This is a genomic window from Pseudomonas sp. COW5 (genome assembly GCF_026240005.1).
In the GTDB taxonomy this organism is placed as follows: domain Bacteria; phylum Pseudomonadota; class Gammaproteobacteria; order Pseudomonadales; family Pseudomonadaceae; genus Aquipseudomonas; species Aquipseudomonas kribbensis.
This window is the reverse complement of record NZ_JAPHVP010000001.1, coordinates 6,095,115-6,114,176: the sequence shown is the minus strand read 5'-3', so window position 1 is coordinate 6,114,176 and position 19,062 is coordinate 6,095,115. Positions and strand designations below refer to the sequence as shown.

18 protein-coding genes are annotated in these 19,062 nt (G+C 60.5%); 11 read left to right on the top strand and 7 right to left on the bottom strand.

Annotated elements, in window-relative coordinates; all coding sequences use genetic code 11:
* Positions 1–8: 8 nt before the first annotated feature.
* Positions 9–878: a TauD/TfdA family dioxygenase gene (locus OQ248_RS27930; RefSeq protein WP_265814860.1), complete on the top strand. Its 870-nt coding sequence runs from the start codon at positions 9–11 to the stop codon at positions 876–878.
* 34 nt (positions 879–912) lie between these two features.
* Here the strand turns inward: OQ248_RS27930 and OQ248_RS27925 are convergent, their stop codons facing one another.
* The 4 genes from OQ248_RS27925 to OQ248_RS27910 all read right to left on the bottom strand — a co-directional run bounded on the left by OQ248_RS27925 (position 913) and on the right by OQ248_RS27910 (position 3,663).
* A complete protein-coding gene (locus tag OQ248_RS27925; protein ID WP_265814859.1) occupies positions 913–1,602 on the bottom strand; it encodes a hypothetical protein in 690 nt (229 codons plus the stop codon).
* A complete protein-coding gene (locus OQ248_RS27920) occupies positions 1,571–2,605 on the bottom strand; it encodes a GSCFA domain-containing protein (protein WP_265814858.1) in 1,035 nt (344 codons plus the stop codon). Before OQ248_RS27920 ends, OQ248_RS27925 begins: the two co-directional genes overlap by 32 nt.
* A gap of 38 nt (positions 2,606–2,643) precedes the next feature.
* Complete coding sequence (locus tag OQ248_RS27915; protein WP_265814857.1) at positions 2,644–3,159, bottom strand: GNAT family N-acetyltransferase; 516 nt, start codon at positions 3,157–3,159, stop codon at positions 2,644–2,646.
* Between the two features lie 96 nt (positions 3,160–3,255).
* Positions 3,256–3,663: a hypothetical protein gene (locus tag OQ248_RS27910; RefSeq protein WP_265814856.1), complete on the bottom strand. Its 408-nt coding sequence runs from the start codon at positions 3,661–3,663 to the stop codon at positions 3,256–3,258.
* 275 nt (positions 3,664–3,938) lie between these two features.
* On the opposite strand from OQ248_RS27910, the gene OQ248_RS27905 reads away from it, so the two are divergent.
* Positions 3,939–5,297: a DUF4041 domain-containing protein gene (locus OQ248_RS27905; protein ID WP_265814855.1), complete on the top strand. Its 1,359-nt coding sequence runs from the start codon at positions 3,939–3,941 to the stop codon at positions 5,295–5,297.
* Positions 5,298–5,671: 374 nt separating this feature from the next.
* Here the strand turns inward: OQ248_RS27905 and OQ248_RS27900 are convergent, their stop codons facing one another.
* Both OQ248_RS27900 and OQ248_RS27895 read right to left on the bottom strand, forming a co-directional pair.
* Complete coding sequence (locus tag OQ248_RS27900) at positions 5,672–6,721, bottom strand: NAD(P)-dependent alcohol dehydrogenase (protein ID WP_265814854.1); 1,050 nt, start codon at positions 6,719–6,721, stop codon at positions 5,672–5,674.
* A gap of 98 nt (positions 6,722–6,819) precedes the next feature.
* Positions 6,820–7,737, bottom strand: a complete 918-nt coding sequence (locus OQ248_RS27895; RefSeq protein ID WP_119429207.1) for a LysR family transcriptional regulator — start codon at positions 7,735–7,737, stop codon at positions 6,820–6,822.
* 125 nt (positions 7,738–7,862) lie between these two features.
* Here OQ248_RS27895 and OQ248_RS27890 point away from each other — a divergent pair, with 125 nt between their 5' ends.
* From OQ248_RS27890 to OQ248_RS27855, 8 genes are all read left to right on the top strand, one after another.
* On the top strand, positions 7,863–8,621 hold the full coding sequence (locus OQ248_RS27890; RefSeq protein ID WP_265814853.1) for a 5-oxoprolinase subunit PxpA: 759 nt from the start codon (positions 7,863–7,865) through the stop codon (positions 8,619–8,621).
* 85 nt (positions 8,622–8,706) lie between these two features.
* Positions 8,707–8,952: an acetyl-CoA carboxylase gene (locus OQ248_RS27885; RefSeq protein ID WP_085708515.1), complete on the top strand. Its 246-nt coding sequence runs from the start codon at positions 8,707–8,709 to the stop codon at positions 8,950–8,952.
* A gap of 10 nt (positions 8,953–8,962) precedes the next feature.
* Positions 8,963–10,336: an acetyl-CoA carboxylase biotin carboxylase subunit gene (locus tag OQ248_RS27880; protein ID WP_265814852.1), complete on the top strand. Its 1,374-nt coding sequence runs from the start codon at positions 8,963–8,965 to the stop codon at positions 10,334–10,336.
* Positions 10,333–11,205: an allophanate hydrolase subunit 1 gene (locus tag OQ248_RS27875; protein WP_265814851.1), complete on the top strand. Its 873-nt coding sequence runs from the start codon at positions 10,333–10,335 to the stop codon at positions 11,203–11,205. Before OQ248_RS27880 ends, OQ248_RS27875 begins: the two co-directional genes overlap by 4 nt.
* On the top strand, positions 11,202–12,176 hold the full coding sequence (locus tag OQ248_RS27870; RefSeq protein WP_265814850.1) for a biotin-dependent carboxyltransferase family protein: 975 nt from the start codon (positions 11,202–11,204) through the stop codon (positions 12,174–12,176). Before OQ248_RS27875 ends, OQ248_RS27870 begins: the two co-directional genes overlap by 4 nt.
* Positions 12,177–12,359: 183 nt before the next feature.
* Positions 12,360–13,610 (top strand): allantoin permease, encoded by a 1,251-nt coding sequence (locus OQ248_RS27865; protein ID WP_265814849.1) that lies wholly within the window; start codon positions 12,360–12,362, stop codon positions 13,608–13,610.
* A gap of 180 nt (positions 13,611–13,790) precedes the next feature.
* The gene (locus OQ248_RS27860) at positions 13,791–14,843 is read left to right on the top strand and encodes an alpha/beta hydrolase (protein WP_265814848.1); all 1,053 of its coding nucleotides are present in this window, start codon (positions 13,791–13,793) and stop codon (positions 14,841–14,843) included.
* A 19-nt stretch (positions 14,844–14,862) separates the two neighbouring features.
* Positions 14,863–16,017, top strand: a complete 1,155-nt coding sequence (locus tag OQ248_RS27855) for a carboxymuconolactone decarboxylase family protein (protein WP_265814847.1) — start codon at positions 14,863–14,865, stop codon at positions 16,015–16,017.
* Positions 16,018–16,023: 6 nt separating this feature from the next.
* On the opposite strand, the gene OQ248_RS27850 is transcribed toward OQ248_RS27855, so the two are convergent.
* Complete coding sequence (locus OQ248_RS27850; RefSeq protein ID WP_265814846.1) at positions 16,024–16,917, bottom strand: LysR family transcriptional regulator; 894 nt, start codon at positions 16,915–16,917, stop codon at positions 16,024–16,026.
* A gap of 299 nt (positions 16,918–17,216) precedes the next feature.
* Here OQ248_RS27850 and OQ248_RS27845 point away from each other — a divergent pair, with 299 nt between their 5' ends.
* Positions 17,217–19,058 carry a potassium transporter Kup gene (locus tag OQ248_RS27845; protein WP_265815164.1) on the top strand — a complete coding sequence of 614 codons (1,842 nt, stop codon included), beginning with the start codon at positions 17,217–17,219 and terminating at the stop codon, positions 19,056–19,058.
* The last annotated feature ends 4 nt before the right edge of the window (positions 19,059–19,062 follow it).

Below are 19,062 nucleotides of genomic sequence, written 5' to 3'. Positions count from 1 at the left end.
GAGGAAACATGGATCAGTTGGCACTCAAGGCAATCGAGCGTATCGCCGCAGAAAAACGTGCGCCGTATCAGCGCATCACGGTCGGCCGGATCACACCGATCATCGGTGCCGAAATCGGCGGCGTCGATCTTTCGCAGCCGCTTGATGACGCTCAGCTCGCGGAAATCCGTCGGGCCTTTCTGGAGAACCACGTGCTGGTGTTCCGCGATCAGCATCTGACGGTGGAAGAGCACAAGGCGTTTGGTCGGCTGTTCGGCGAACTGCGGGCGTTGCCGGTGGAGGACATCGACGGCGATGACCCGGAACTGGTGGTGATCCGCGCCAATGCGCAATCGCGCTATGTGGCCGGCGAAACCTGGCATACCGACGGCACGGCTGACCTCGCGCCGTCCATGGGGTCGATGCTGTACGTCAAGGAAACCCCGGCCATCGGCACGGGCGGCGATACGCTGTTCGCCAACATGCACCTGGCGATCGAAATGCTTTCGCCGACGATGCAGCAGTTCCTCGGCGAACTGACCGCGATTCACGACGGTGCAATTCCGTGGAGAGGCTATGAGGCGCCGGCCAATCTGCCCAAGACCGAACACCCGGTGGTGGTTCGTCACCCGGAAACCGGGCGCAAGTCGCTGTTCGTCAATTCCGGGTTCACGTCGCACATCGTGCAGTTGTCCGGAGGCGAAAGTCAGGTGTTGCTGAACATGCTGTTCGACCTGGTGGCCCGGGAGCCGTCCCTCAGCTGCCGCGTTCGCTGGGCGCCGAACACGCTGGTGTTCTGGGACAACCGCTGCACCCAGCACCACGCGATATGGGATTACTTCCCGCATTCGCGTTATGGCGAGCGGGTGACGATTCTCGGGACGCAGCCCAAGGCTTGAAAACATCGGAGGGAGCCATGCGCTCCCTCTTTTTCTAGACGCCGCGCCGGACCAGTTGCTCGACGATCAACTCACCGAACGCCAGATTGCCGTGCAGCGGATCATCCACTTCGCAGAACGCCTCACGCTGAAAACCCTGCTCATCGTTCGCCGCCTCGCGCACGTCGATCAGCTCGACGCCAAGCCCTTGCAAACGTTCGATCAACAATGACTGCGCCGCCATGAACACGCGCGGGTCGGACAACTCCGGCACCCGTTGCGGCGGCAGCGCGGCGAACACCTTGAGGTTCAGCGCCAGAGCCTGTTCATAGAAGGCCAGGGCGGGGCGGGACAGGGTGTCGATGACCGCCTCGAACAACGGCCCGGCGAGAAAGCCGTCGTCGAATTCACCTTGCGCATTCTGGTAACAGGTCCAGTTCGGTGCGGTGGCCAGATAGTGCAGGCTCAGGCCGATCGTGCTCACCAGCGGCACGCCGACCTTCGCCAGTTGCTGGACTTCCAGCGTGTCGAGGGCCTGGCGGTACAGCCGATCCATTTCCGCATCCCGAAAGGCCACGTCATGACGGGTCAGGCTGAAGAAATCGACGGCGAAGTCCCGACCGGTGCCCAGCGGGCCGCCACCGAAAGCTATCTCACGGGCCTGCGCCGCCTTGCCGATGACGCCGGCATGGGAGTCGCCCAGCAGCAGAAACCTAGGCGTAGTAATCGAGTACGGCGTCTTCACAGACAAGATCCTCGCTGGAAACACTAGTGGAGGTGGTCGGCGCCTGCACCGACTGGACGGCTTCAAGTCCGGCAAAGAATTGCTGCATCACGAACGCCACGCCCTCTGGCGTGACTTCGCGCTGATTGGGTTGGTAGAACGCACCCTTGAACGGGGTGCCGGTGATGATTTCGTAGGACGGGAAATAGTCGACGTCGGGCAGGTCTTCACACAATTGCCCGGCAACGGCGCGCAGCACCGATTTGGAGTAGGTCGTGGCGCTCAGTACATGTTGCCCGGTGGCGGTTGCTGTCAGGGGCACCGGTGAAACAGTGAGTAGCAAGCGCAGTTGCGGGTTGATCGAACGCATCAACTCCAGCGCCCTGACCATGTCGCCGTAAGTGTCCATGAAACCGAAGTTGCAGAACCGGTGGAGCAACGGATCGAATGTGCCGCGCAAAGTGCCGGGGCACACGGGATACACCAGGCCGGTCTCGCGATGTTGCCAGGCTTCGGTCAGGCCGAGGGTGAACACGAACACTTTGGCGCGACGCAGCGCTTCGCGAATGGCGTCCAGGGTGGCCTCACGCGACTCGAACAGCGCCTGCTCGCTGGCAAAACCGTCGGGCTCCACGGCGGGGCGGAACGGATCGAAGAAACGTCCGTCATGCACCCAGGTCTCGTCCGGCGGAGCGCTCACGCCCAGCGCCCATTCCAGCCATTGGCACAACATCGCCGGGGTATACAGATTGCCGGTGCGGAAGGAAAACACGCCGTAGTTGTGGGCTTTCCAGTCGGCTTCGGGCAACGCTTCCGGGGCGGGTTCCGCGTCAAGCCAGTGCATGCCGCGTTCCACCAGCGCGCGGCCGATGTGCTGGGCGAAACAGGAGCCGGCGGTGACGATGGCATCCTTGTTGCCGATCTCGAATTGCGGGGTCCACAGCTCACCGATGTCCGGCGCGGACTTGTCGGCAACGGCCGTACGCCAGAAAGCGCGGGGTGGCAGGCATTGATAGGGATTCACGACGAGAGGCCTCCTTGGCGAGTCGTTGAGCGCAAGGCTCAGCGGATTTGATAGTGGTAGATCAGATCGTCGAACCACCGATCACCGATCTGGTAGGCCTGCGGCACACGACGTGCGAACACAAAGCCGCATTTTTCCAACACCTTGCAGGACGCGACATTGCCGTCGGTCACGGTCGATTCCAGCGAGTTCAGCCCGATGGCCGCGGCGTAGTCGATGATCGCCTTTCGCGACTCGGTGCCAAAGCCTTTGCCCTGATGCTCCGGCAACAGCAGGCATCCCACTTCGGCATGCCCCGGCGACAGAATGCGAAAACCGGTCACGCCCAGCTCGTACCCGCTGGCCCTGTCGGTCACCACCAGGCACAGCCAGTGCTGCGACTGCGGGCCCCATGCCGGGAGCCGGTGCTCGAAGCCTTTGCGGACCTGTTCCTCGGCAATCTCGCCGAACACGTACTGCATGGTTTGTGGCTCGGAATGCAGCCTGAGAAACAACGGCCAGTCGGATTCGACCATCGTGCGCAGGCCCAGTCGATCCGTGGATAGCTCGAGCATCCGCTGCTCCTTGCGAGGGTGGAAAAAGGAGAGGGTTTTTTACTTGGTGTGGGGGGAAAGATCAATGAGCGGAACGGCTCGGTGGTCTCAAGGGATCTACAGAACCTGGGTGTTCATTTTTTTAGCGATGATCGTGACGCCTTCGGTATAGCTGTAACCGTAGCCATAGCCATACCCCCAACCGCCGCCCTCGGCCAGGTTTCCTGAGTTGTGTGCTTCTTTGTATTTGAATTCGTAGTTGTACGCACCGGAAAGGATCGGGAGGATGGATTGAACTTCGTAGCCTTCTTCGTTGAGGCGATTCACCGCTTCATTGATGTCCTCGTTCAAGCGTTGGCCATCGATCTGTGAGTCGGACCATCCGGTCTGCCGCCACTCGATGACCTTCTCCATCTCCTCTTTTTCGCCAAAAAGCCCTTTCTTCATCCGGCCAGTCGGTACTTTGACTTCTACGTTTTCGCCGATTGGGCAAAAGAAGGCTTTTACGTAAATCGCTTTGTTCATGAAATTCCTTTCCGCAAAAAACTCGGGTCTGAAGACCTTCGAAGATGATTGATATCCTTTTGATATCAAAAAGGCTACTTCAATTAGGGTTACCTTGAAAAGCGGTAGCTGACAGAGTTGGCCTGTCAACGCCGTCTCAATCACTTACATTTTTCTGACTGGAAGAGTGATGGGGGACAATTGGCAGACAGTCGTTGCGGCTGGATTGCGCTATAAATGCTTCCTGCCGATTTCGGAAGGAACAACCATTCGATTCAGTAACAAGGAAGGAACCCATGTCTTTTAGTGACTATTGGAAAGGCCCGGCACATCGACAGCGAGCGGAGGACCTGAACACCCAGCTTACGGCGCTTCAGGCGCGCTATGCAGAGCTGCAAGCGCTTGCCGAAAAGATTGGCGTCATGGACGTTTTGGAAGTCCAGAGGCTTATTGAACAAGAGAAAGGGAAGCTTGCTGCTGTTCGGGAGGAAACTCAGCGCGCTGAGCGGGAGGTCGCAGCGATTGCGCAACGCACCTCCGATTTGCAGGGGCAGATATTGGTTTGGGAGGAAACGATACTTCTCGAGAGCTTTGCTCTCTATGAGCCAAAATTTAAATTAACAAGCAGCCAGGAATACAAGTCTCGACTGGAGGGCGTTCGCTCCCGCCAAAAAACGATGATCAAAAGCGGCGAGGCGGCCACCGGAAACATGGATTGGTCAGTCAACAACAGCAAGGCGCAAGGGCGCAAGCTTGTAAACGACATGATCAAACTGGTTATTCGCTCGTTTAACAATGAGTCGGACTATTGCGTGGACAACGTAAAGTTCGACAACGTCGAATTGGGAGAGAAACGAATTCTCAAGTCGTACGAAACCTGCAACCGCCTTGGCAAGATCATGGACGTGGAAATATCACGCAGATACCTAAGTCTCAAGATAGATGAGCTGCATCTCGCCTACGAATTTCAGATCAAGAAGCAAGAGGAAAAGGAGGAGGCCAAACGCATCCGTGAGGAGCTGCGTGAACAACAGAAGCTTGAGCAAGAGATTCGCGCTGCTCGGGAGAAGATCGCCAAGGAGCGCAAGCACTTCACCACAGCATTACGTGATCTCCAGGCACGCTTGGAAAAAGCAGAGTCCGAAGAGGAACAGAGCGTCCTTTTGGCAAAGTTGGCTGAAATTGAAGCGAGTCGAGCTGAGCTGGAAAGTGAAGAAATCCTGATCGACTATCGTGAGAAAAATGCCAAGGCAGGCTACGTATATGTGATCTCTAACGTGGGGGCGTTCGGCGAAGGAGTTTACAAGATCGGCATGACCCGTCGCCTTGAACCGATGGACCGCGTTGATGAACTGGGTGACGCATCTGTGCCGTTCTGGTTTGACGTGCATGCGATGGTCTTTTCGGATAACGCACCTGCATTGGAGGCGAAGCTGCACGAACGTTTTGCCGCAGGCCGTCTGAATAAGGTCAATGGACGCAAAGAGTTTTTCCGTGCGGACATCTCTGAGATCGAGTCGGTCATTCGAGGAAACTATGACGCTGCCGTCGAAGTCATCCACGAAGCGCCGGCCGAACAGTACCGCGAAAGCTTGCGTATGGCGTTGCCCAAGGCCGCAATCCAGCAATCGGAACGGTTTGCAGCACAGAGTTAACATACTGATTCGATGCACTTCATGGTAACAGCCTGCTGCATTCGCTCAGGTTTAGAGTTCACAACGCATTTGAGAGATCTTGGTGCCTTTGATGGCCAACTTGCTGGGGGCCCGACAATACCGTCGCTGAGCGCCAGTGGCTGCGATGTTTAGCGCAGGCGATACGAGTACCGCATCGCCTGCACTGTCTCGACGTCGATGACGACACTGCCAAACCAGGCTGCACGCCCGAAAGGAATCGGGTGTGCATTATGTCGCCACGATGGAGGCCGAGTTTGAATTGATCATTCGTTACTTCATTGCTCCAGATGCGGAAAAGGCGTTGGTCGTCCTGCGCCATTGCTCCTGAGTGCCCAGCGAGCTTCCAACTGTACTCAAACCGCGAGCGTCGCGTTATCAATCACGAACCGATACTTCACATCGCCCTTGAGCATCCGCTCATAGGACTCGTTGATCTGGTCTGCGCGAATCAGTTCGATGTCGGACACGATGCCGTGTTCGGCGCAGAAATCCAGCATCTCCTGGGTCTCTGGAATGCCGCCGATCATCGAACCGGCGATGGTGCGGCGTTTCATAATCAGGTTGAACACGTTCGGCGATGGATGCGGCGAGGCGGGCGCACCCACGAGAGTCAGTGCGCCGTCGCGCTTGAGCAGCACTAGGAACGCGTCGAGATCGTGAGGGGCGGCGACGGTGTTGAGGATGAAGTCGAAGCTCTTGGTGTGCGCGGCCATTTCTTCGGCATTGCGCGACACCACCACTTCATCGGCACCCAGTGCTTTCGCTGCTTCGCGTTTGGATTCGGAAGTGGTGAACGCCACCACGTGTGCGCCCATCGCATGGGCCAGTTTGATGCCCATGTGGCCCAGGCCACCGATGCCGACCACGCCGATTTTCTTGCCCGGCCCGGCGTTCCACTGACGCAGCGGCGAGTAAGTGGTGATGCCCGCGCACAGCAGCGGTGCGACGGCGGCCAGTTGCGCTTCGGGATGGCGGATGCGCAGCACATAACGCTCATGCACCACGATGTTTTGCGAGTAGCCGCCAAGCGTCCAGCCGGGGGCGTCCGGGGTCGGGAAGTTGTAGGTGCCGATCATGCCGTCGCAGTAGTTTTCCAGGCCGGTTTCGCAGTCTTCACAGTGCTTGCAGCTGTCGACGATGCAACCGACGCCGACCAGATCGCCGACCTTGTATTCGGACACATGGGCACCGACCGCCGAAACGCGGCCGACGATTTCGTGTCCCGGTACGCAAGGAAATTGCGTGCCGGCCCACTCGGAGCGCACCTGATGCAAGTCGGAATGGCAGATGCCGCAGAAGGCGATGTCGATCTGGACGTCATGGGCCGCGGGGGCGCGGCGATTGATCTGGATGGGCTCAAGGGGTTTGTCGCCCGCGTGGGTACCGTAGGCTTGTACAAGCATGGGAACGTCCTCGATGGATCTGTCGGACAGTCATCTTCCCGCTCCGGACCTGCATTCCGTTAGCGCATTCCTATCGAATACTTGCCTGATCCTGTGCGTCAGCGCCGTGCAGAAAGCTGCTGCGGTGCCAGGAACGCGTCGTGGAAGTAATTGCGCAAGGCCTGCATCGCCGGGCTGAATTCGCGCTCGCGGTGCCAGGCCAGGCCGACGCTCATCGGGGTCACCTTGTCGGTGATGGTCAGGGTCTCGATGCGCTTGCCTTCCAGCGACCAGGGGCGGTGCACCAGGTCCGAGAGAATCGCCACGCCGCTGCCATTGGCGACCATGCTGCGCACGGCCTCTACAGAACTGGTACGCACCCGCACGTTGGGTTGCTGGCGGGCGTTTTCCCAATAGCGCATGGCACTTTGTTCCGCTTCATCCACGGTCAGCAGGATGTAAGGTTCCAGCGCGACATCCGCAAGGCTGACGGCCGAGCGCTCACAGAGTGGATGGTGGCTGGGCAGCCACAGACGGCGTTCGGAGTTGAACAGGGTTTCCGAAACGATGTCGGGGTGCGTGAGGTTCGCGGTAAGCACCACCGCCATATCGAATTTGCCTTCCAGCAATCCCTGTTCGATGGCCTGCCGTTCCTGCTCGTGGACCTCGATGGCGACGTCCGGGTGCCAGTGTTCCAGCCGTTGCAGATGGTGCGGCAGAAAATAGCCGATCACCGTGTAGCTTGCGGCCAGGCGAATCAGGCCGCTGGCGCGGATGTCGGGTAGCGGGCTGTTCAGCGCGTCGTCGACGCTGCGCAAAATCACGTAGGCGCGGTTCAGGAAGTGCCGACCGGCATCCGTCAGACTCATGCCTTGAGCCGAGCGCTGGAACAGCAACGTGCCGAGCATGCCTTCCAGTTCCTTGATCGCCGTGGTCACCGCCGACTGGGAAATATTCAAATGAATCGCTGCCTGGGATATCTGCCCGATCTCCGCGGTGGCAACGAAATAGCGAATCTGACGCAAGGTCAACGACATGGGTGTTCCTGTTTTTAAGGTATCTGTTTTTCAGAAGATACCCTATCTGTTAATAGATCTTCCCAAGGGGTTGGCGGGAATTTAACGTGGCCTGCATGAAGTCACAAGGGTCAGGAGCAAGGGTTATGCAGGCAGTAGATTTCAACTCAGACATGGGCGAAGGCTTCGGCCCGTGGACCATCGGCGATGGTGTCGACGACGAACTGATGGCGTTCATCAGTTCCGCCAACATCGCCACCGGTTTCCATGCCGGCGATCCCGGCACCATGCGTCGCACCGTCGAGCTGGCCAAGCGTCTGAAGGTCGGCATCGGTGCTCATCCGGGGTTTCGCGATCTGGTGGGTTTCGGTCGCCGACACATCAATGCACCGGCTCAGGAACTGGTCGACGACATCCTTTATCAACTGGGCGCACTGCGCGAACTGGCGCGGGTGCAGGGCGTGGCGTTGCAACACATCAAGCCTCACGGCGCGCTGTACATGCATCTGGCCCGGGACGAAGAAGCAGCGCGTCTGCTGGTGGAAAACCTGCAGCGGCTGGAACCCGATCTGTTGCTGTATTGCATGCCCGATTCGGTTATCTGGCGTGTCGCCAAAGAACTCGGCCAACCGGTCGTTCGCGAGTTCTATGCAGACCGCGAATACGACTTGAGCGGCTCCATCGTCTTCACCCGCAATGTTCGCGCCTACGATCCGGAAGTTGTCGCCGCCCGTGTGTTGCGCGCTTGCCAGGAGGGTGTGGTGCGCACCGTCGAGGGTGAGGATCTGCCGATCGAGTTCGATTCCATCTGTCTGCACAGCGATACGCCGGGGGCTTTGGCGCTGGTCGAGGCCACCCGCAATGCGCTCGATGCCGCCGGGATCGAGGTGCGCCGACCCCGCTGAATAAAAACGAAACACCCGGCACACAGACGCCGGGGTTCAAACATTTTTTGCCTGCCTTTCTACAACTATTCCAAGAGGAACAGACATGGCCGAACACTCTGTCATTACCCCGTTACCCGGGACTTTCTACCGAAAGGCCACGCCGGATTCGGCGAATTACGTCGAGGTCGGCGATCCTGTCAGCGCCGACACGGTGATTGGCCTGATCGAAGTCATGAAGCAGTTTTCCGAACTGACCGCCGGGACGGCGGGGCGCCTCAGTGCCTTTCAGGTTGAAGACGGTGATCCGGTGGAGCCGGGTCAGGTCGTCGCTACGCTTGATAGCGAGTGAGGGCGTGAACATGACTCAACCTATTCGTAAGTTGCTGGTCGCCAACCGTGGCGAAATCGCCGTGCGCATCATCCGTGCGGCCAAGGCCCTGGGCATTCCCACCGTTGCCGCGTGCAGCGAGGCCGATACCGACTCTCAGGCCGCACGCCTGGCCGATGAAGTGCATCTTCTGGGGCCGGCCCGTGCCGATAAAAGCTACCTGAACATCGAGGCGTTGCTGGGTGCCCTGCAAGCGACGGGGGCCAATGCGGTTCACCCTGGATATGGCTTTTTGTCCGAGAACGCCGGGTTTGCCGAAGCCGTGATTGCCAGCGGCGCGATTTTCGTCGGGCCAGACCCGGACACGATCCGGCGCATGGGCGACAAGGCCGAAGCGCGGCGTACTGCCCAGGCGGCAGGTGTTCCCGTGGTACCGGGTTCGCCGGGCGAGCTGTTTGATGTCGAGTCGGCGCTTCGGGCAGCGGAATCGGTCGGTTACCCGTTGCTGATCAAAGCCTCGGCGGGCGGTGGCGGGCGCGGTATTCGCCTGGCAGAAAATGCCGCGCAATTGAGTGAAGAATTTCCCCGTTCGCAGCGCGAGGCGCAGGCCGCTTTCGGTAATGGTGCGGTGTATCTGGAGCGCTTTATCGGCAAGGCCCGGCACATCGAAGTACAGGTTCTGGGCGACGGGAAAAACGCCGTGCACCTGTTCGAGCGCGAGTGTTCGCTACAGCGCCGACGTCAGAAAATCTTTGAAGAAGCACCGTCGCCCGTACTGAACACGCAGCAGCGGGAGGCACTCTGCGCCAGCGCCGTACGCTTGACCGAATCCCTCGGCTACAAGGGGGCGGGCACGCTGGAGTACCTGTATGACGACGTCACCGGCGAGTTCTTCTTTATCGAGATGAACACCCGAATCCAGGTGGAACACCCGGTCACCGAACGGGTCACCGGCATCGATCTGGTGCAGGCGATGTTGCGAATTGCCGGTGGCGAACCACTGGGCCTGAAACAGAGTGACATTCGTCTGAATGGCGCGGCCCTGCAAATGCGCTTGAATGCCGAAGACCCGGCCCGGGATTTTTTCCCAAGCCCCGGTCTGGTGGAATCGTTGGTCTGGCCGCAGGGCGAAGGCGTTCGTGTGGACACCCATCTGTATGAAGGCTATCGGGTGCCACCGTACTATGACTCGCTGTTGGCCAAGCTCATTGTGCATGGGCCGGATCGCTCCACAGCCCTGGCGCGAGCCCGGACAGCAGTGGCGCAAACCCTGCTGACCGGCATGGCCAGCACCTTGTCGCTGCACGCTGAACTGCTGCAACAACCGTGGTTGCAAACCGCCGACTTTCATACCGGGACGCTGGAAAACTGGCTGTCCGCACGCCGCAGCGGAGGTGAAGCATGAGTCGTCCGATCCGCTACAGCTTTGGTGCCGATGAACATCTGTTTGCCGAAGTCAGTGAAAGCATGTCCCTCGAGGCGTTTTTCAAGGGCATGGCCGTTACCCGCGCCGTGGAGCGGTTGAAACTCGATGGCGTACTCGATGTGTGTCTGGCCAACGCATCCTTCCAGATCCGCTTCGATCCGGATCGAATTGCGCCGCAGGCCTTGCTCGAAGCGGTGCAGGGCGCCGAGGCAGAAGCCGTTGCCGAGCGCACATTGCAGACCCGGATCATTGAGATTCCGGTGCTGTACAACGATCCCTGGACCCACGAAACGCTGATGCGTTTTCGCGACCGGCACCAGGACCCGAGCGCCACGGATCTGGAATACGCCGCGCGCATCAATGGCCTGGCGGACGTCGATGCGTTCATTGCGGCTCATAGCGGGGCGCCATGGTTTATCTCGATGGTGGGGTTCGTCGCCGGTTTGCCCTTCATGTTCCAGATGGTCGAACGTGAACGTCAGTTGCAGGTGCCCAAGTACCTGCGTCCACGTACCGACACGCCGAAACTGACGCTGGGTCACGGTGGTTGCTTCGGTTGTATCTACTCGGTACGTGGCGCCGGGGGCTATCAGATGTTCGGTGTCACACCGGCCCCCATCTACGACCCGCAGCAATCGCTGGCGTACCTGAAAGACCACATGGTGTTTTTCCGTCCGGGCGACATTGTGCAGTTCAAGCCAATGGATCGTGCAGCGTATGACCAGGCCGTTGCAGAAGTGGAGGCCGGGCATTTCGATTTACGGATCCGGCCGGTGGAGTTTTCACTGGATGCGTTTCTCGCCGACCCGGTCGGTTATCCCGTGTCGCTGCAGGAGGTGCTGGCATGATCAAGGTACTCAAACCCGGTCTCGCCACATCGGTTCAGGATCTGGGCCGCGAAGGTTACTACCACCTCGGCATCCCGCCGTCCGGCGCGCTCGATCAATATGCGCTGAGAGCGGCCAATCATCTGGTCGGCAACGCGGTGGATTGCGCCGCACTGGAGTGTACGTTGTTGGGCCCTGAGCTGGCGTTTCAGCAAGACGCACTGGTTGCGGTGTGTGGCGCGCACATGGCGCCTCGACTCGATGGTGTGGAAATGCATCACGCCACCGCGTTCGCGGTGAAGGCCGGCCAGGTTCTGCGTTTCGATTTTCCCAAGGCCGGTGCCCGGGCTTATCTGGCGGTGGCAGGCGGAATCGACGTGCCGCTGGTGTTGGGCAGTCGGTCGACTTATGCGCTCGGGGCGTTGGGTGGTTTTGCCGGACGCCGCTTGATCGCCGGAGACGAATTGCCGGTGGGCAACGCCAGCGGCAAGGGGCGTGTCGGGGCCAGTCTGCCCATGGCGCTGCGCCAGTCACTGGGCGGGGAGATCACGCTGCGCGTGGTGCCGGGACTCTATTACGATCGCCTGACCGACGCGGCAGCGAAGAGCTTTTTCGCCGAGCCGTGGACCGTCGGATCGGAAGCGGACCGCATCGGCTATCGCTTCAAGGGCGGCAGTGCGCTGGACTTCCAGCCGCGAGAGCAACCCTTTGGTGCAGGCTCCGATCCGTCGAACATCGTTGACAGCTGCTACCCGATCGGCTCGATTCAGGTACCTGCCGGCCTCGAACCCATCGTGCTGCATCGCGATGCCGTATCGGGTGGCGGTTACGCCATGATCGGCACTGTCATCAGTGCCGACCTGGATCTGATCGGCCAGATGCAGCCCAACCAGAAGGCTCGCTTTGTAGCGGTCAGCCTCGACGAGGCCCTGGACGCGCGGCGTTCCTACAAGAAAAAACTCAGCTGCCTGAGCAAGCTTTTCCCTTCCTGACTCTGCCCGCCGCACCGCGCGGGCCCTGCCACACGCCAGGCCAACGCCGCACTTCGGTGCGGTGACGGCTGCCCGCGCTTCAACCTTTGACTGGTTCTGGAGTACACGCATATGGCTGCTTTATCGCAATCGAGTCAAACCGGGCAAGATCCGGCCCATCATCCCGTTTCCACCGAGGCCCGCATGGGCCGACTGTCTCTGACCATGGCCTGGTGGGCCGTGTGCAGCGCCATGTTCTACATCGTGGTCGGCGCTTCGCTGGCCTTGTCTTTCGGTGCACGCAATGCGCTGATCGGGATGGTGCTGTCGGTGATCAGTTATGGGCTGGTCAACAGCGTTCTCAGCCGTTTCGCCATGCGCAGCGGATGGTCGGTCGCGTTGTTTTCAAGCGTGTTGTTCGGCCGGACCGGGGCATGCCTGGCCACGCTGATTTTCTTTTCGACGGCGATTTATTACGCCGTGTTCGAAGGATCGGTGATCGCCGTGGCGCTCAATCACTTGTACCCGGAACTGGTCTATCCACTGGCTGCCCTGCTGGTGGTGCTGTACAGCGTGCCGATGATTCTGGGTAGCGTGCAGCACTGGCTGGACAAGCTCAACGGCGTGTTGTTGCCGGTGTACCTGGGCGGTTTGCTGGTGGCGGTCGGGCTGTCGATCAGCCGTTATGGTTACCAGCCGCAATGGCTCGATTTCGGCCCGGCAACCCCCGCGCCCTTCGGCTGGTGGGATTGCTTTGTGGCCTACATGGGCGTCTGGATCCTGATGCTGTTCACCTTCGATTACGCCCGTTTCGGCAAACCGCAGGACGCTCAGTATCATGGGCGCTGGAACTTCGGCATGCCGTTCTATGCCGTGACTTTTCTGCTCAACGGCGCGGCAGGCATCTATCTGGTCAGCAGTATTCCCCATGAAGGCGCGCTGAACGAAGTCTCTGTGGTGATGGCCATTCTGCAGTTGATGGGGCTGTGGGGCCTGCTGTTCGTCTGGGCCACGCAAACCCGGATCAACACCGCCAACTACTATCTGGCGACCCTCAACATGCAGGCATTCTTCGGTCGCTTCGGCATACGCGGTTCGTACCTGCTGTGGGCATTGGTGGTCGGGGTGATCGTGTACGGCTTGATGCTCGCCGACGTGTTTTCCTACTTGCTCAAGGCATTGGCGTATCAGGGCATTTTTGTGGTCGCCTGGGTCGGTGTGGCATTGGCGCAGATTGTCTATGGCAGCAATGACGAAGGTGCACTTGAACGCAGCCCGGCGTTCAATCCGGTCGGCCTGATGGCGTGGTTCGCCGCCACGGCGCTGGGGTTGTTGCTGATGTGGACGGGCGGTGTTCCCGGCAGTTTTTCTGCACCGGCGACGGTGGTGCTCGCGTTCGGCCTGCAGGCCGGGCTGGCTTTTCGGCATCGGTGGGTAGGGCAGAGGGCAAGTTGAGAGGATCGGCGTTGGCCCGCTCGACGGCGGGCCTGCGTCGCGAGTGCATGATCAGGAAGCCGAACGTCGGACTTATGTGATTCTGATATCAGTTCTATCCAATTAGTGCCGTTTATCAATCAATCGTCGAAGGGTAGTTTGCATCTCCATACCGTATTGATGGAAAGGAGGGTGCAAACGATGCGAACCACGATGAAGGCCGGCGTGCTGGCCGCGATGATCGGAATGTCGGGCGCTGAAGTCGAGGCAGCGGATTACCGGCAGAACCCGTTCACCTTGACCTACGGTGGCGCGATCACCCGTAACGAACCGGGCAAGGTCAACATTCACCCGGTGACCTACACGCTCAATGGCCTGGCCATTGCCGCCAACGTCTACACCCCGGCGAACTACGATCCGGCCCGGCACTATCCCGCCGTTGTCGTCGCGCACCCCAATGGCGGGGTAAAAGAGCAGGTTGCCGGTCTTTATGCTCAGCGTCTGGCCGATCAGGGCTACATCACGATCACGGCGGACGCGGCCTATCAGGGTGCGAGCGGTGGCGAGCCACGCAACATCGACAAACCGGCCAACCGCGTCGAAGACATTCACGGCATGGCCGACTTCATCGCCAGCTACCCGGGCGTCGACAGTGCCCATCTCGGCTTGCTCGGCATCTGCGGCGGTGGCGGCTATTCGTTGAAGGCCGCGCAGACCGACAAGCGCTTCCGCTCGATTGCCACGGTGAGCATGTTCAATTCCGGGCTGGTGCGCCGCAACGGTTATCAGGATTCGCAACTCGACACCATCCAGCAGCGCTTGCAGCAAGCCTCGGCCGCCCGCGCCCAGGAAGCCGCTGGCGGGGAAATCCAATACATCGGCGATGCCAAACTGACCGACGAGCAGATCGCCAAATTGCCGTTCGACCTGTACCGCCAGGGCTTCGAGTATTACGGCAAGACCCACGCGCATCCCAACTCGACTTTCCGTTACACCCTCAGCAGCCTGCTGGACCTGATGAGTTTCGATGCGACGGACCAGATCGAACTGATCGACAAACCGCTGCTGATGATCGCCGGCAGCAAGGCCGACAGCCTGTACATGTCGGAGCAGGCCTTCGCCAAGGCCATCGGGACCCAGGACAAGACCCTGTTCAAGATCGACGGCGCCACCCACATCGAAACCTATTGGGTTCCGGCCTACGTCGACGTCGCCATGCAACAGCTGACGGCGTTCTACGCCCGAACCCTCTGACCCGAAGGAAGCTATCGCCATGAACAAAACCTTGTTGGGCCTCGCCATGTGCGCGGCCACCCCTTTTGCCAGCGCTGCCGAAGTCGCGGGCGGCGGCAGTGAGCCGTCGAGCGCGCAGCAGATCCGTCGTGCGGGTTCCCAGGCTTCATTAGTGGGGCCTGAAGATTATTTCTCCGGTCGGGTGCGCGTCGATCCACTGTTCAACGACACGGGCGAAATCAACGCGTCCGGCGCTTACGTGACGTTCGAGTCGGGCGCCCGGTCAGCGTGGCACACCCATCCCGCCGGACAGCGCCTGGTGGTGATTTCCGGTGTCGGGCAGACCCAGGAATGGGGCAAGCCTGTGCAGGACATTCACCCCGGCGATGTGATCGTCTGCCCGCCGGGCGTCAAGCATTGGCACGGCGCCGCGCCCAATAGCACCATGACCCACCTGGCCGTGACCGGCTCGGTGAACGGCAAGAATGTGGAGTGGCTGGAAAAAGTCGCCGAAGACCGGCCGGTGCCGCCGGCAGCTCCGGCAGAAGAAGCCGCCGTTTCCGAAGTGTTGTCCGCGAGGCAGCAGGCGATTGTGGCTATTGGCGCGGCCATGGCCAGCAGCAACATGCCGCGTCTCAACAGCGCTTTGAACGAAGGACTGGATGCCGGGCTGACCGTCAGCGAGGCAAAGGAAATCCTGGTGCAGCTGTATGCCTACGCCGGTTTCCCACGCAGCCTCAATGCGCTGGGCGAGTTGATGAAAGTGGTCGAGGCCCGCAAGCAACGGGGCCTCCACGATGAGCCCGGGCGCGAACCCGGTCACGCCGTGGCGACAGGCGACGCCTTGCTGGCAGTGGGCAAGGCCAATCAGACTCGTATTGCCGGGGCACCGGTTCAGGGCCCGTTGTTCGACTTCGCGCCGGTCATCAACCAGTTCCTGCAGACGCATCTGTTCGGCGACATCTTCGAACGGGACAACCTGGACTGGCAAAGCCGCGAACTGGCTACGGTTTCAGCCCTGGCGGCTACGCCCGGCGCCGAATCGCAGCTGCGCTCGCATATTGCGGCCAGCCTGCGGGTGGGCTTGAGCGCTGCGCAATTGCGTCAGTTGACGCAGGTGCTGACCCGGCACGGAGAAGTCGAAGCGGCGGCGCGCGCCAGCGAAGCACTGGAAAAACACCTGGCCCAGCCCTGAGCCGCATCAGCCGCCATAGCGCAACGTATCGCGCAACAAAGTGAAGGCGGGTGAACTCTGGCGCCGGCTGGGGTAGTAGAGGTGATAGCCGGAAAACGGCTCGCACCAGTCGGCGAGCACCCGGATCAACCGGCCCTGCGCGACATGCTCCTGCACCAGGTCTTCCGGCATGTACGCCAGCCCCAGACCCTGGAGCACGGACTGCAGGCGCATGGCAATGTTGTTGAACACCAGTTGCCCCTCGACTCGCACATTCAGGGTTTGCCCGTCCTTCTCGAATTCCCAGAGCAGCAGGCTGCCATGGGTCGGCATGCGCAGGGTGATGCAGTTGTGTTCCATGAGGTCGGGTGGAATCAGCGGTTTGCGGTGGCGGGCGAAGTAGGCCGGGGAGCCGACTACCGCCATGCGCATGTCCGGGCCTATGCGCATGGCGATCATGTCCTTGGCCACCTGTTCGCCCAACCGTACGCCGGCGTCGAAGCCTTCGGCGACGATGTCGGTCAGGCCATAGTCGACGATGATCTCGACATTCAGGTCGGGGTTGTCGGGCATCAGCCGGGCGAGGGCGGGTTGCAGAATGGTGATCGCCGAATGCTCGCCAGCGGTGATGCGCAATTTGCCAGCGGGTTTGTCGCGAAACTCGCTGAGCAAGGCCAGTTCGTGATCGATCTCTTCGAACCGGGGCGCGATCACTCGCAACAGGTGTTCGCCGGCCTGGGTCGGGGAAACACTGCGGGTGGTGCGCGCGAGCAAGCGCACGCCCAGACGCTCCTCCAGTTGACGCATCGCCCGGCTCAGGGCCGGTTGCGACATGCCCAGTTTCGCCGCCGCACGGGTAAAGCTGCGCTCTTGCGCCACCGCCGAAAAGATTGCGAGCAGGTCGTAGCTTTCAACGGACATTGATGCGCCCCTGTTATGAACTGCTGGCGATTATGCCATCAGCCATAACAATTGACCGACTCTAAAAAACTGCGCGACGGCTCGGGTCAGGTCGATTTTTTACGCATTCTTTACGGTGGAGGATTGGGTTCGCATCGATACTGGCCGCGTTTTTTTGACCGCACCTGAGCCTTGTATTCCTGAAGGCCACGGTCCGCGTATTGCCCAAGGATGGCATGCCACTACTTCCCGCCGTTCGAGAGCCGCGACCCTTGAGTAAAACCAACGAAAATTCCCCAACCAAGACCTCGGGCGCAGCCATGCTGGTGGCCGCTGTCGGCGTGGTTTACGGGGATATCGGCACCAGCCCCCTGTACACCCTCAAAGAAGTGTTTTCCGGCCACTACGGCGTGCAGCTCAATCACGACGGTGTGCTGGGCATTCTGTCGCTGGTTTTCTGGTCGCTGATCTGGGTGGTCTCGATCAAGTACGTGCTGTTCATCCTGCGGGCCAACAACCAGGGTGAGGGCGGCATCATGGCGCTGACGGCGTTGGCCCGTCGTGCGTCGGCGCCTTACCCGCACTTGAGCAAGGTGCTGGTGTTGCTCGGTCTGTTCGGTGCGGCGCTGTTCTACGGCGACAGCATGATCACTCCGGCGATCTCGGTGCTCTCGGCGGTAGAAGGGCTGGAGCTGGCGTTCGACGGCATCGAGCACTGGGTGGTGCCGCTGTCGGTGCTGGTGCTGGTGGCGCTGTTTCTGATCCAGAAACACGGCACGGCGCGGATCGGCATTCTGTTCGGCCCGGTCATGGTGCTGTGGTTCGTGGTACTGGGCGCGCTCGGGGTCTACGGCATTGTGCAGCGTCCCGAGGTGTTGCAGGCCCTGAGCCCGATCTGGGCGGTGCGCTTCTTTACGGCCCATCCGGGCATGGGCGTGGCGATTCTGGGCGCGGTCGTCCTGTCGCTGACCGGTGCGGAAGCCTTGTACGCCGACATGGGCCATTTCGGTCGCAAACCGATTGCCCGCGCCTGGTTCATGCTGGTCCTGCCCGGTCTGGTCCTGAATTACTTTGGTCAGGGCGCGTTGATCCTCGGCAACCCGGAAGCGGTGCGTAACCCGTTCTATCTGCTGGCTCCCGAATGGGCGCTGCTGCCGATGGTCGCGCTGTCGACGCTGGCGACGATCATTGCTTCGCAAGCGGTGATTTCCGGTGCGTTCTCCCTGACGCGCCAGGCCATCCAGCTGGGCTACGTCCCGCGCATGTTCATCCAGCACACCTCAAGCCAGGAGCAGGGCCAGATCTACATCGGCACGGTCAACTGGGCGTTGATGGTCGGTGTGGTGCTGCTGGTGATCGGTTTCGAATCCTCCAGCGCCCTGGCTGCCGCTTATGGCGTGGCGGTGACGGGCACCATGTTGATTACCACGCTGCTGTCCGCAGCCGTGGTGTTGTTGCTGTGGAAGACGCCGCGCTGGCTGGCGATTCCGATGCTGTTCGGTTTTCTGTTGGTGGACAGCCTGTACTTCGCGGCCAACGCACCGAAGATTCTGCAGGGCGGTGCGTTCCCGGTGATCGCCGGTATTGGCTTGTTCATCCTGATGACCACCTGGAAGCGCGGACGCAAAATCATCGTCGAGCGGCTGGATGAAACCGCGCTGCCACTGCCGTTGTTCATCAGCAGCATTCGTGCGCAGCCACCTCATCGCGTGCAGGGCACGGCGGTGTTCCTGACCGCACGGGCCGACGCGGTTCCCCACGCGCTGCTGCACAACCTGTTGCATAACCAGGTGCTGCATGAGCAGGTCGTGCTGCTGACCGTGGTATCCGAAGACAGCCCGCGAGTGCCGGTGGATCGTCGCTTCGAAGTCGAGTCCTATGGCGACGGCTTCTTCCGGGTCAACCTGCATTTCGGTTTTACCGAGGAACCGGATGTGCCGTTGGCGCTGAGCCTTTGCCACTTGGCCGAGCTGGATTTCAGCCCGATGCGCACTACGTATTTTCTGAGTCGTGAAACGGTGATCCCGACCAAGCGCATCGGCATGGCCAAGTGGCGCGAGTACCTGTTCGCGTTCCTGCTCAAGAATGCCAACAGCAACCTGAAGTATTTCAAGTTGCCGTTGAACCGGGTGATCGAGCTGGGGACGCAGGTCGAAATGTAAGGAC